General features: G+C 65.6%; 15 protein-coding genes. 8 read left to right on the top strand and 7 right to left on the bottom strand.

All coding sequences use genetic code 11. The features are described 5' to 3' along the window. Positions 1–47: 47 nt before the first annotated feature. On the bottom strand, positions 48–1,133 hold the full coding sequence (locus AC3ARF_RS05985) for an alpha/beta fold hydrolase (protein ID WP_498931177.1): 1,086 nt from the start codon (positions 1,131–1,133) through the stop codon (positions 48–50). Between the two features lie 251 nt (positions 1,134–1,384). Here AC3ARF_RS05985 and AC3ARF_RS05980 point away from each other — a divergent pair, with 251 nt between their 5' ends. The 3 genes from AC3ARF_RS05980 (at position 1,385) to AC3ARF_RS05970 (ending at position 3,360) form a co-directional block, all read left to right on the top strand. Further along, entirely contained in the window at positions 1,385–2,047 is a 663-nt protein-coding gene (locus AC3ARF_RS05980; RefSeq protein ID WP_498931175.1) for a glutathione S-transferase family protein, read from the top strand. A gap of 77 nt (positions 2,048–2,124) precedes the next feature. Then, positions 2,125–2,607, top strand: coding sequence for a pyridoxamine 5'-phosphate oxidase family protein (locus tag AC3ARF_RS05975; protein ID WP_498931173.1), 483 nt, complete (start codon positions 2,125–2,127; stop codon positions 2,605–2,607). A 108-nt stretch (positions 2,608–2,715) separates the two neighbouring features. Beyond that, entirely contained in the window at positions 2,716–3,360 is a 645-nt protein-coding gene (locus tag AC3ARF_RS05970; RefSeq protein WP_498931171.1) for an outer membrane beta-barrel protein, read from the top strand. Positions 3,361–3,444: 84 nt separating this feature from the next. Here AC3ARF_RS05970 and yihG read toward each other — a convergent pair whose 3' ends face one another. Together yihG and AC3ARF_RS05960 are read right to left on the bottom strand one after the other, a co-directional pair. Further along, positions 3,445–4,332, bottom strand: a complete 888-nt coding sequence (gene yihG / locus AC3ARF_RS05965; protein ID WP_498931169.1) for a 1-acylglycerol-3-phosphate O-acyltransferase, YihG family — start codon at positions 4,330–4,332, stop codon at positions 3,445–3,447. Positions 4,333–4,500: 168 nt separating this feature from the next. Then, positions 4,501–4,776 (bottom strand): hypothetical protein, encoded by a 276-nt coding sequence (locus tag AC3ARF_RS05960; protein ID WP_498931168.1) that lies wholly within the window; start codon positions 4,774–4,776, stop codon positions 4,501–4,503. Between the two features lie 256 nt (positions 4,777–5,032). Between AC3ARF_RS05960 and AC3ARF_RS05955 the strand changes: the two genes are divergently transcribed. Further along, positions 5,033–6,196 carry a hypothetical protein gene (locus tag AC3ARF_RS05955; protein ID WP_498931166.1) on the top strand — a complete coding sequence of 388 codons (1,164 nt, stop codon included), beginning with the start codon at positions 5,033–5,035 and terminating at the stop codon, positions 6,194–6,196. Between the two features lie 166 nt (positions 6,197–6,362). Here AC3ARF_RS05955 and AC3ARF_RS05950 read toward each other — a convergent pair whose 3' ends face one another. Next, positions 6,363–6,953 (bottom strand): DUF6151 family protein, encoded by a 591-nt coding sequence (locus tag AC3ARF_RS05950; RefSeq protein WP_498931165.1) that lies wholly within the window; start codon positions 6,951–6,953, stop codon positions 6,363–6,365. A gap of 163 nt (positions 6,954–7,116) precedes the next feature. Continuing rightward, the gene (locus AC3ARF_RS05945) at positions 7,117–8,097 is read right to left on the bottom strand and encodes an alpha/beta fold hydrolase (RefSeq protein WP_498931163.1); all 981 of its coding nucleotides are present in this window, start codon (positions 8,095–8,097) and stop codon (positions 7,117–7,119) included. A gap of 138 nt (positions 8,098–8,235) precedes the next feature. Here AC3ARF_RS05945 and AC3ARF_RS05940 point away from each other — a divergent pair, with 138 nt between their 5' ends. Together AC3ARF_RS05940 and AC3ARF_RS05935 are read left to right on the top strand one after the other, a co-directional pair. Next, positions 8,236–9,135: a LysR family transcriptional regulator gene (locus AC3ARF_RS05940; protein WP_498931161.1), complete on the top strand. Its 900-nt coding sequence runs from the start codon at positions 8,236–8,238 to the stop codon at positions 9,133–9,135. A 141-nt stretch (positions 9,136–9,276) separates the two neighbouring features. Then, positions 9,277–9,642, top strand: a complete 366-nt coding sequence (locus AC3ARF_RS05935) for a DUF1428 domain-containing protein (protein ID WP_498931159.1) — start codon at positions 9,277–9,279, stop codon at positions 9,640–9,642. A gap of 28 nt (positions 9,643–9,670) precedes the next feature. Here AC3ARF_RS05935 and AC3ARF_RS05930 read toward each other — a convergent pair whose 3' ends face one another. Further along, positions 9,671–10,036, bottom strand: coding sequence for a DUF6164 family protein (locus tag AC3ARF_RS05930; protein ID WP_498931157.1), 366 nt, complete (start codon positions 10,034–10,036; stop codon positions 9,671–9,673). A 184-nt stretch (positions 10,037–10,220) separates the two neighbouring features. Between AC3ARF_RS05930 and AC3ARF_RS05925 the strand changes: the two genes are divergently transcribed. Both AC3ARF_RS05925 and AC3ARF_RS05920 read left to right on the top strand, forming a co-directional pair. Beyond that, positions 10,221–10,733 carry a DUF2975 domain-containing protein gene (locus AC3ARF_RS05925; RefSeq protein WP_498931155.1) on the top strand — a complete coding sequence of 171 codons (513 nt, stop codon included), beginning with the start codon at positions 10,221–10,223 and terminating at the stop codon, positions 10,731–10,733. Between the two features lies 1 nt (position 10,734). After that, positions 10,735–10,959 carry a helix-turn-helix domain-containing protein gene (locus tag AC3ARF_RS05920; RefSeq protein WP_498931153.1) on the top strand — a complete coding sequence of 75 codons (225 nt, stop codon included), beginning with the start codon at positions 10,735–10,737 and terminating at the stop codon, positions 10,957–10,959. A gap of 57 nt (positions 10,960–11,016) precedes the next feature. On the opposite strand, the gene AC3ARF_RS05915 is transcribed toward AC3ARF_RS05920, so the two are convergent. Then, complete coding sequence (locus tag AC3ARF_RS05915; protein WP_498931151.1) at positions 11,017–12,384, bottom strand: hypothetical protein; 1,368 nt, start codon at positions 12,382–12,384, stop codon at positions 11,017–11,019. Between the last annotated feature and the right edge of the window lie 255 nt (positions 12,385–12,639).

The raw sequence follows: 12,639 nt of genomic DNA, 5'->3' as shown, positions 1-12,639 counted from the left end.
GGGGCCGGGTCATTAGCCAACAGCCACGCCCCCTGGCCAGGCCCCAATCACGGCTGCTCGTCCGCCAAGGGCCGCACGTGTTCCACCAGCGACAACAGCAGCTTGCCCGGCTCCTCCCAGAACATCATGTGTGCGGAGTGTTCGAACCACACCTCGCGCTTAAGGGGGGCCTGCAGCTTCGCCATCCATTTGGCCACCGGCGCAGTGGGCGTGGTGTAGTCATGCCGGCCGTAGAACATGACCACCGGCAGCTTCATCTCACGCACCGTTTGCAGGTTGGCGTTGAGTACGGCATCCATCACCCGGTCCACCGTCAGCACACTGCCCTTGTCCACCGCCGCCACGTCCGCCTGCGTGTACTCGGGCGACAGTTGGCCACCACGGTAGTAGAAGTTGGAATCGCTGCGATATGCCGTCAGGCCACCGTAATGTTGAGGCCACTTCCGCGCGACGATCACCCGATCGCGCGTGATCGGCTGGTTACCGGGATACGGCGCGATCCTTTCCATCTCCTTGATGGCGGCGAAGTTGTTCTCGGCCTGGGCGCGCTTCATGCCGTAGTCGAAGCTGATGCCCTCGTTGGCATGCCCGTCGATCACCTGGCCGGCGCCCACATAGGCGTGGAACAGGTCGGGCCGCTTGGCCGCGGCTTTCAGGCCAATGATGGTGCCCCAACTGTGTGCGACCAGGATCACCTTGCGCTTGTGGTAACGCGTGCGGAGGTGTTCGGCCAGCTCGATGATGTCCTCGACGTAACGTTCCACCACCAGGGTCGGCGCGACGTCCTCGGGCTTGGAGGCCAGATAGGTCCTGCCCGCACCCCGCTGGTCCCAATTGACCACGGTGAAGTACTCCGCCAAGGGACGCTGGAACTGCCAGGCAGTAGGCTGGATCGGGGCCGCGGGGCCGCCATGCACGAAAAGCAGGATCGGATTTTCCCTGTCCTGCCCACGCACATATACCCACTGCGGAATGCCACCAATTTCAACCGTGTAGTTCTCCTGCACGCCCCGGGGGGTCACCACCCGTTGCAGGTCCGCCATCACCGCCCGCGCTTTGTCCTGCACCGGTTCCGCGGCGTGCGCGGCCGGAGCAAATGCGCACAGTAGGAACAACGCCTTCGAGAATTTCATCTGAGGGCCTCCAAATGGCCAAGGGCACGTCGCGAGGGACCCTAGCATGGGTTTACGTGCGGGCGCTGCGCGTCGCGCCACGTATCACGCGGCGACGTGACAGGGCATTGGCGAGGACGCTACCGCTGGATATCCCGATATTGCGCTGGGTCGCGGGCAGGCGCTAAAACACGTTCACGCGCATCCCCACGACGGTTGTCGAAAACGACCGGGCCCATTCGTCGCACAGGCATACCCAACCGGAGTTTCCCATGTCGGCCAACCGCCCGAGCCTGTACGCCCACCCGTTCTCGTCCTATTGCCAGAAGGCATTGACCGCGCTGTACGAGAACCAGACCCCGTTCGACTACCGCAACCTGGAGGACGCCCAGGCCAATGACGAGCTGACCGCCCTGTGGCCCATGCGCCGCTTTCCCGTGCTGGTAGACGGCGACCACACCGTGCTCGAAGCCACGTGCGTCATCGAATACCTCGACCTGCACTACCCCGGTCCGGCGAAGCTCATCCCCGAGGATCGCGACGCCGCGCTCGAGGTGCGAATGCTCGACCGCTTCTTCGATCACTACATCTCCACACCACAGCAGAAGGTGGTGGCGGACCGCCTGCGCCCCGAGGCCGACCGTGACCCGTACGGTGTGCGCGAAGCCCGCACCATGCTCGAAACCGCCTACGCCTGGCTGGACGCGCGCATGGCCACACGCGAATGGGCCGTCGGCGACGTCTTCACCCTTGCCGACTGCGGGGCGGCGCCCTTCCTGTTCTATGCGGACTGGACGCACCCGATCGAAGCGCGTTTCGCACACGTGCACGCATATCGGGCTCGGCTGCTTGCACGGCCATCGTTCAAGCGCGCGGTGGACGAAGCCAGACCGTTCCGCTCGTACTTCCCCCTGGGTGCGCCTGACCGGGATTGAGGGGGGATTGCACTTTGTCACGCCGGTCACGGGCGCGCGGTTACACCTTGCGGGGCCCCCACCCCATGGAGTCCGCGATGACCGACACCCACGAACTCGAAACCCGCCTCTGGAAGGCGCTGGACAAGGACCGCACCGTGATGCTCGGCGCCACCGGCGTGGAGCCGCGACCGATGACCGCACTCGCCGAAGAGCACCGTGCCCCGCTTTGGTTCTTCACTGCCAGTGACACCGAATTGGCGCAGTCGCTGGAGGGCAGCCGCGGCCACGCCGCCACGGCAACCTTTGCGGCCAAGGACCATGACCTGTTCGCCACCATCAGCGGCCACGTGGTCATCGACAACGACCGGGCCGTCATCGACCGCCTGTGGAATCCGTTCATCGCCGCCTGGTTTGAGAAAGGCAAGGACGACCCAAAGCTGCGACTGTTGCGCATGGACGCCGCTGACGCCCACGTTTGGCTCAACGAAAACAGCCTGCTGGCTGGCGTCAAGCTGCTGCTGGGCGTGGACCCGAAGAAGAGTTACAAGGACAAGGTGGGCGATGTGGACCTGCGCTGACCGATCTTTGCGTATGTGACGTCAGTCAGCTGCCATCCGGCGACCGCGGGTTACCCTTTGCGCCCTGCGGATGCCGGCGTGGCACCCGCCCACATCGGAACCTGAAACATGCGCAAGTACGGATGCGCGGCGCTGTTCGCCGCCTGTCTCGCCACCGCCCCCACGGCTTTTGCCGGGGATTTCTTCATCAATGGCCAATTGGGCCGGATGAACCTTGAGAGCGACGGCTTCGACGACGACGAGACCAGCCTCATGCAGGCCAGCGCCGGCTACCGTTGGGGCATCGGCATGGCCCAGGTAGGCCTGGAGGCCGGCTTGGGCCGGCAGGGTGAGCTGGACGAGGAGACCCGCCACGATTACCTGGACGGCTACACCGACAACAGCTACACGCTGAAGTCGCGCTATGCGTTCATCGGCGTCAATGCGCGCATCAAACCGCCGCTGGCCCCTGTCTACGCGATCGGTCGCGCAGGCTACGTGGGCTTCGAGCGTGAGCTGCAAGCCACCTCCGTGGATCATTACCTGGACACGACCCCGGTCACCGAGCACCGTGCGTTCGACGACAACGACGGCGGCACCTATGTCGGCGTCGGCGTGGGCACCACGATCATGCCGCTGCTGGACGTGGGCCTGATGGTCAACCAGTACCGCTATTCGCAGGTGCAGTACGACGCGGTCAATGACGAGTACGAGCTGTCGGACGACAAGCGCGATGCCCGCAGCGTGAGCCTGACGGTGGAATACCGGTTCTAAGACGCCACGCTGACTGCTCCAACCTGCCAGGCCGCCCACGGGCGGCCTGGCTCTTTCGTCCCGGCCACGAGCGACGAAGGGAGCTCAGGCAAGCGGCCGATGCAGCAGCCGCTCCAGATCCTCGTCCTTCTCCCGCCACAACCCGTTCATCCACTGCTGGAACTGCGCGCGGAACGCACGATCATTCTGATAGTCGCCGCGCAACATCTCCTCCGGAATGGGTCGCTGGCGCACGTGTACGCGAACTTCGGGGATCCGGTTGGCCAGCAGGTCCATCAGCGACGGCGCCCCTGCCGGATAGGCGATGGAAACGTCCAGGATGGCGTGCAGGCCATCGCCCATGGCATCCAGCACGAAGGCCACGCCACCGGACTTGGGCTTGAGCAGGTGCCGGTAAGGCGAAGCCTGCTTGGCGTGCTTGACCGGAGTGATGCGAGTACCTTCCACGAAATTCATGATGGCCACCGGGATGGCGCGGAACTTCTCGCAGGCACGGCGGGTGGCGGCAATGTCGCGCCCTGCCAGCTCCGGCCGGCGCGCAACCTGCTTGGGCGTGTAGCGACCCATGAACGGAAAATCGAGCGCCCACCAAGCCAGGCCCAGCAAGGGCACCCAGAACAACTGCCGCTTCAGGAAGAAGCGCAACAGCGGAATGCGCCGGTTGAACACCTTCTGGAGCACCAGGATGTCCACCCAGCTCTGATGGTTGGCCAGAACCAGATAATGGCCGTCGGCTTGCAGCGCAACGTCCTCGCGCACATCCAAGCGCGTGCCGGTCAAACGATCCATCATCCAGCTGTTGACCCCAATCCAGCTTTCCGCCAGCCCGGTGAGCAGCGGGTTGCTGGCCACCCGCAAACGGTCGGACGGCAGCAACGCCTTCACCAGTGCCGCCAACAGCAGGATCGGCACGTGAATCAGGGTGTTGGCCGCGATCAGCAGGGAGATCAGTGCAACGCGCAATGGGGCCATGGGAACCGGGAAACCTCGGGGAGGAGGCCTATTGTCCCGAGGAACCCGGGTCCGCGTCACCTGTGCGGGCGCGGCGTCACACGCCCGTGGCCGGAGTTGCCATTGACCAGGGACTTCGGGACGTCGGTCTACCAGTTGCTGGGGTAATTGAATCCCGCGGCAGCGCAACTAGTGCGAGGAAGCAGCCTTTGGGCTATCCCACTTCAAGGGGTCGATGCGACCCAGCACGTCCATCTTCCAATCGTTGCCGCGGGTGATCATGTTCCGGAGGGAATAGCCGGCAGCGCCGCTGAAGGTGACGAGGCGTCGATAGAGCAAGTCGCCGGGTTCGCCCAGCAGATCTGGCTCGCGCTCCTCGTAAAAAATGCCGACGGCGTCGATCGCCCGAGCGTCAACCGCCTTCGGGACGAGTCGTACGTTGTAGCGGACAGTGCAATGTGGCATCGAGGACAATTCTGCTCCGAATCCTCGACCACGGGAGGGCTTACTCCATCCCCCGGATGGGTGCCGCGTCGTGCGCCACGGCCCTCACGGGCCTGCTACCACCTCCTCCTGGATGCGCAGCCCCCATCCAAGTGGGGTGTTGATCACATTTTCGCGTTCTATCCACGGCCGGACACGCCATCAGGCATTCCGGGCACGTCGGTCAGCCTCTGCGCCCGCCGCCGAACTATGGATAGTTACACGGAGAGAACCCGCAATGTTGAAACACAAGCTCCTCAGCACCTGCCTCGCGATCGCCCTGACAATGGTCGGCGGCTTCACTTCCACGGCAGCTGCCGCCACGCCGACTGATTCGGCGGTGGCCGGCACCCGGTATCCCGAACTGGTAGCGCGCGCGCAGGCGCTCCAGACACGCCTACCCCAGCACGGGCCGGCCAATGCGTCCATCCAGCGTGCCATTGTCGGCACCCAGTGGGCCCGGATTGCCAGCAACGCCATCAACCCGGGCGACTACCAGTGCAATGCCACCGGGCTGGGTGACTACATCGACGGCCAGATTGCCGGTATCGATTACGGCAGCCTCTACATCCTCGCCCGCTTCGGCGGTCTGGACCTGCCGAGCTACGACGCGCTGATTTACGGCCAGGAGTCCTCGACGAACACCTTCGGCCCGAACGGCGAGTACACCCTCAAGCTGACCCACGAATTCCGTGACCTCAAGGGTTTCTGGGACGTCGACTCTCGTAGCTTCGACATGGTCCCGATGCACGGGACCGATGTATACAGCAGCCGGGAGCGCACCCAGCGCGCAGTGGAACTGCTGTATGGCCCCGGCCCATTCGCCCAAGCCGTCGCCAACCTGCTGTACACCGTGGTCCACACCGATCCAGCGCTGCAGAACGGCGCGCACCCGCTGTTTACCTTCAACGCATTCGCTTTCCCCGGGCTGCCGGCGCTGGGCATCCCCGAGCGCATCGTCATGGGCGACGGCATCATGCAGGGCATGGACGCCGTTGGCCTGGGCGACACGGGGCCGCGGGCCATCCTTGCGCACGAGTTCGGCCACCAGGTGCAATTCAAGAAGGGCCTGTTCAACTCGCCGCTGACCGGTGCGGAGGCCACGCGTCGCACCGAACTGATGGCCGATGCCTTCGCCACTTACTACCTGACGCACGCCCGTGGCCTGTCGCTCAACGCCAAGCGCCTGTTGCCGTCACAGAAGTCGTTCTATGAAGTCGGTGATTGCGGATTCGCGTCGAACGGACACCACGGGACGCCCAACCAACGCTTGTCCAGCTCCGCCTGGGGCGCCAACGTGGCCGCTGATGCACACAAGCAGGGTCATATCCAGCCGTCGCTGTCGCTGGCGTGGCAGTTTGATGCGGTACTGCCCTACCTGGTGCAGCCGGACGCGCCGTAAGCCCCAAGAGCTCAGGGGCTCAAGCGGTCGTCGCGCGATGCGGCGGCCGCTTCCTGGTGAATGCAGGTTCCTCCGGGTCGTGCAATTCATTCCTGCGACGGAGCACTACAACTCGTACCGCTCGCGGCGGATCGCAGCGACTTCACCGTGCACAAGCAGCACCCCTTCAACCCTGGCGCTCCAACTCAGCACGCCGCTCCCGGCTGACCACATCCGGCTCACGCAGCGGATGCCCATTGGCATCAAAAAACGGCCAGGTCCGCTCCCGGCGCAACTTCACGCCCAGCACCCCCATCAGGATGCGCAGGCTGCCCATTACCAGGTGCATTGGCGTGGATTTCACGGGCGTCGTCGCGGACTGCGCATTCACCACCATGCGATCCCGCGGCCCGAACGCCGCATCCACCACCTGTGGGCGCGCATCAAAGCACGCGCTTACCATCCCCACGTAAGGAAGCTTCGGCTCGCGCGGGGTGTTGGCCAGCGGGGTACGGCAGCACGCGGCATACCAGCGCAGCAACCCCTTGGGGCTGAGCGACATGCACACCACGTGTTCGCCACCGGCAGTGATGCGCACGGCCGCCGGCGCGACGGGCACGATGTCCGTGCCCCCGCTGGCATCCAGCACACCCGGCACGCCAAGGAATCGCGCAAAGGCGCGACAGTCCTTGCAGTAGCACGTCGCGCGCGCGTAGGCGCGTTCGGTATCCATCTCACCCCTCACCGCGCCGCAGTGGCATCGCAATGGCATCTTCATGTCCGCGCCTTCCTCGGGTTCAGCGTTCGCCGCGCTCGACGACCGGCCACATCATGCGCTGCGCATCTGGAGCACACCAGCGCGGGCAATAGGCTGGGGGCAGAGCGAGATGCCCTGCCCCAACGCCATTGTGCGACCGTCCGCAAATCCAAGCATTTGCCACTTATGGCGTGCCGACCGCGCGCGGGACCGTGCGGTCAAGGAACCGGCGGATCATCCCGGCAATCTCCGGCCCGTGCGTTTCCAGCGCGAAATGCCCGGTATCGAACATGTGCACCTGCGCATTGGGGTTGTCGCGCTGGTAGGGCGCTGCACCCGCCGCGACGAAGATCTCGTCATTGCGCCCCCACAGCACCAGCATCGGGGGCTTGCGCTCGCGGAAGTACTGCTGCCATTGCGGGTACAACGGGAGGTTGGTGCGGTAGTCGTAGAACAGGTCCAGCTGGATCTCCTGGTTGCCCGGGCGGTCCAGGCGCGCCTGATCATGGGTCCAAGCGTCCGGGCTCGCCAGCGAAAGGTCCGGCACGCCGTTGGTGTATTGCCACTGCGTGGCCTTCGCACTGGTGAGCCAGCGCAGCGCTTCACGGTCGGCTGGCGAGCCACTTCGCCAATAGGCCTTGATCGGATCCCAGAACCCGGTGATGCCTTCGTCATAGGCATTACCGTTCTGCACCACGATTGCAGTTACGCGATCCGGATGCGCGGTAGCCAGGCGGAAGCCGACGGGTGCGCCATAGTCCATCACGTACAGGGCGTAGCGGCCCAGGCCAAGTTGCTGCGTGAACCTGTCGACTACCTGCGCATAGTTGTCGAAGGTGTACGCGAAGCGGTTGCGCGCCGGCATGGCGCTGAAACCGAAGCCCGGGTAATCCGGGGCGATGACGCGATAGCGCTCGGCCAGTCTCGGCATGAGCTCCCGGAACATGTGCGATGACGTCGGGAACCCGTGCAGCAACAACAGCACCGGCGCATCGGCCGGTCCCGCTTCCCGATAGAAAACGTCCACGCCGTCGATGGTGACGGTGCGGTATCGCACCTGCTCGACGGCCGCAGTCGCAGTCGGGGCGTTGGCCGGGGGGGCAGCCTGGACGGTTCCGGCGGCGAGCAACGCCGCCGCAGCCAGGCTCAGGAGGGTCTTGGTCATGAGGTACTCCTTGGGGTCGGGTGCAGCGTCACCGACGGCATTGGGAAGGGATGGGCTGCGGCGGGCACTGTGAATCTTTCTCGTGCCGGCGATAATCCCAAGGCCACACACTTCACTATTGTAATAATCGGAACAAACATGGACCGACTGACCGCCATGGCCGTCTTCGTGGCCGTATGCGATGCCAACAGCTTTGCCGGCGCGGCCCGGCGCCTGGGTCAGTCACCCCCAGCGGTGACGCGCATCGTGACGGCCCTGGAGGCGCACCTCGGCGTCCGCCTGCTCCAGCGCACCACGCGCTCACTCCACATCACAGAGGCCGGGGCGCGCTATCTGGAGGCCGCGCGTCGGGTCCTTGCGGAGGCAGACGCGGCCGACGAGAACGCGCGCGGTGAAGGGGAGCGTCCGCACGGTCGGCTGGTGGTCACCGCACCGCTGATATTCGGGCGACTGCACGTGGCGCCGCTGCTCAGCCGGTACCTCAGTCTCCACCCGCACGTCACCACGGAACTGCAGCTCAGCGACCGCAACGTCAATCTCATCGAAGAAGGCGTCGACCTGGCCATCCGCATTGGCGCACTCCACGACTCCAGCCTGGTCGCCCGGCGGATGGGTTCGACCCGACGCGTGGTCGTGGCGAGCCCCGCCTATCTGGCGGCACGGGGCGAGCCCAGCTCGCTGGCGGACATCGACGCCCACGACACCATCAGCTTCGGGCCCAGCCACGCCGGCCGCAACTGGCACTTCATGGATCCGGCGGACCCTGGCCGCGAACTTCGCATCCCGATCCGTGCGCGTTTTGTCACCAACAGCGGCGATGTCGCGATCGATCATGCGCGCGAGGGCGGCGGCCTCGCCCGTGCGTTGCACTACCAGGTGGCGCCGTACATCGCGCGCGGCGATCTCGCGATCGTGTTGCCGGGTTTCGAACCGGCACCTTCACCGGTCCATGCGCTGTATCCCAGCGCGCGTTTGCTGCCCGCCCGCGTGCGGCGATTCCTGGACCTGGCGCTGGAATCAGAGCATCGGGTGTACTGATCCGAAAGCCGTGCATACCGGCGCCTGCCAACTGGGCGTCAGGGCGGCGGAATCATCCCCAACTCTGACTCCGTGTCTTTTCACACGCACCTTCCATTCGTCGGCGCAAAGTTCCAAGCACCCCGCCATCAGGAGACCCGCATGTCTTACGTCGATGGATTCATCCTCGCAGTGCCGACCGCCAACAAGGACAAGTTCATCGCGCACGCCCGCATGGGCGACTCGGTGTTCATCGAGTACGGCGCGCTACGCGTGCTGGAGTGCTGGGGTGACGACGTGCCCCACGGCAAGCTCACCGACTTCTACGGCGCGGTAAAGGCCACCGAAGACGAGACCGTGGTGTTCTCGTGGATCGAATGGCCCGACAAGGCCACCCGCGACGCCGGCATGAAGAAAATGATGGACGGCAACGACCCGCGCATGGACCCGGAGAAGAACCCAATGCCGTTTGACGGCAAGCGCCTCATCTACGGTGGATTCGAGCCGGTGCTGGAGTTGACGAAGTAGGCGTCGAGGCCCTGGGTGACGCGCCGGCTTACCGGCGCAGCAGGATGACTGGTAGCGCCACCAAGGCCAGCATGAAGAGGATGCCCAACACCGTCAGTACGACGCGCGCGGGTTCGGTCCGAAGCACCGTCCAGAATGTATCCGCGGTGCCTGCACGCCGCGCTGCATCGTATTCGGCGCGGACGCGCGCCTGGCGTCCCTGCTGGTATATGGCCATCAGGCGCTTGGCCTCCACGATGGCGTCGTCCTCCGTCACCCAGATCCCGCCTGAGGAGATCCCCCACCGGCTGGGTGCGGTTTCGTAGAACGCAATCCGGTTGGCGTCGAGCATGGCGCGCACATCATCGGCCTCGTCGTCGGGCACGTTGCGCAGGTTAAGCAGTAGCTTGGACATGGGCTGAAGGATAACAGCGCCCATCTCGCCACCCCGCCCCCCGTTGGCCCTGGTGCTCGGCTGGGCCGGCAACGAATAAAAACGCGTCCAAGGCGGTGGTTCCGGGGTGCCTTCCGACCTATTGTTATCGTTTATCGATGTGTGCATTATCGACTTACGATACGCGCGCAGGAAAAAAACCGTCATGAACCGTACCTCGGCCCACGCCCTTGCCGTCGCCCGCCCGGTCATCCGAGGGCTGACCCTCCTCAACCTGCTCTACGCGGCGGGCATCGCCCTGTTGCTGGTCGCCAGCTTCCTGATGCCGGGCTGGCCAGAGCGGGCACTCGGCTTCGACATCGTCAACCAGTACCCGCGGGTGCCCTTCGGGTTGCGCGCCATCGTCCTTGTCGGCCTGGTGGGCGCAGCAATCGTGCACGTGGTGCTGCAGCGCCTGCTGGCCATTGTCGACACCGTGCGCGCGGGTGACCCCTTCATCGCGGACAACGCCCGCCGCCTGGATGCCATCGCCTGGAGCGTGCTGGCGCTGGAAGTGCTTCGCATGATCATCATGGCGATCGCCGCGGCGGTGTGGGAGCCGGGCCGACTGGGCGGCTTCTCGTTTGCGCCGTGGCTGGCGGTGTTGATGTTGTTCGTGCTGTCAGGCGTGTTCGCGCACGGCGCGCGACTGCGCACCGACCTGGAAGGGACGGTGTGACATGGGGCGCATCGTGATCCGTCTGGACGAGTTGCTGCACGCCCGCCGCATGACCCTCACCGAACTCGCCACCCGCATCGACATCACCTTGGCCAACCTGTCGATCCTGAAGACCGGCAAGGCCAAGGCGATTCGCCTGTCCACGCTGGAAGCGATATGCACGGTGCTGGAGTGCCAGCCGGGAGAACTGCTCGCGTTCGACCCCACGCTTCCGGCACAGGAATGACACCGCACTACAGCGCTCGGGCCACGCAAGTCCAAGTAACTAGCTGGGGCTGCGCTGCTAATTCCGGGCTTGGGACACAGGCGGTGCCAGCACCCAACCCGCCTGGGCCAGTCCTTCATGCAGCAGCACAGCGGGCTGCGCCGGCACGTCCTTGGCCACGGTGCGCAGAAAGTGCGCAGTACGCGCATCCGTGCGCCGCTCAGCCGCCGAGATGAACGTATCGGTGGTCCACGGCTCACCGGCCGCCACCCTCGCCTGGAACTCGCGCCACACGCAGGCCAGCCCGCAGTCGCCCCCGCTGGCACGGTGCGCCGCGGCGTCCACCGCCATCTGCATGACGAAGCCGCACGCATAGAACGTGTCAAAGGAGCCGCCGACATGCGCCCGCGTCAGCGGCTGCTTCGCGATGCCACTGGCGCAGGCATCCAGTGAAGACTGCATCCGCGCCAGCACCGCGTCCCGGTCCACCACGCCCAGCGCCTGCAGCGCCACTGCCGCCAGCGCATCGGCACCGCCCTCGTGGATCCAGCTGTCACCGGCGTCGGCCATCGCGGGATAGCGCTGGTACAGATGCGCGGCCTCGTGCGCGAAGAACCAGTCCAGGCGCGCCGCGAACGCTGGCGTGCCGAAGGCTTCGTGGCGGCCATAGAGGTGCATGAACACCTGCCCCGGCAGCGTCCCGCCCTGGAATCCATAACCGCCCCCCGCGTGCGCCTCGTCGCGCGAGGCATACAGCATCGGCCGGCTGCTCAGGGCACCGAACTCGCGGCCATAGAACGCCATCAGCCGCGGCAGCAGCGACTGCAGCCGTGCCCGCGTGTCAGCGGGAAAGGTCTGGTCGATCACCGCGACCACGTCAGGCGTCGTCACCGGCAAGGCGCGCCCGACGTACAGGTTGGTGCCGTCGTTGCCCTCCTCGAAACGCACCGATTTCACGACCCGGCCGTGGACGATGGCATGCGCCCCTTCCGGCGGCTGCAGTGACACCTGGAAGGTCTCGCCGCCCGCGCAGCGCTCGGCGCAGGCATGGAAACGGCCGGTGTGGACCAGCAGCCCGCCGTCACCGAACGGCGCGAAGGGCGCGTAATCCTTCTCGAGCGCTACGTAGCGCGGCGCCATGCGGAAGTCCGCATGCTCGAAGGGTGCGCCGTCGGTCCGGCGCACGACCTCTTCGCCGTCCTCCAGCAGGATCACCAGCGACGGGTCCACCGGGGTCCACGATGAGGCGCGGTTGCACTGGCGGTCGACGCGCACGAAGCGGAGGGTGCGAGCCGGGTGCGGCAGCGTGTAGCGCACTTCCCATTGCGCATCGTGGGGCGCCAGCTCGATCGCTACAGGGCGCGTCACCTCCGCCGCGTGCAACTGCGCCCCAGTGACGCATGCACCGGCAAGGGCCACGCAGGCAAGCAGGAACTTCAGGTTCATTGGAGCCCTCCTTGCGCTGGGCAGGTGTAGTCCATGATTGTCACCGCGGCGCCCCTTCACGCAGTGCCGAAAGTGGGGCTTGGCAGTCCAGCCCCTCCCCGCCATCTGTTCTTCGGTCGGTGGGCGCATACTCCCCTGACCCACTGCCCGCCGCAGTCCAGCCCCACCGCACCCAGGAGAAGCACATGAGCAAGGGCCTGAACCAGAAGAAGGAACAGAAGAAGAAGCCCGCCAAGTCGATGAAGGAGAAGAAGG

The sequence above is a fragment of the Lysobacter sp. KACC 24251 genome (assembly GCF_057747755.1).
This window is presented reverse-complemented; position numbering and strand designations above follow the sequence as displayed.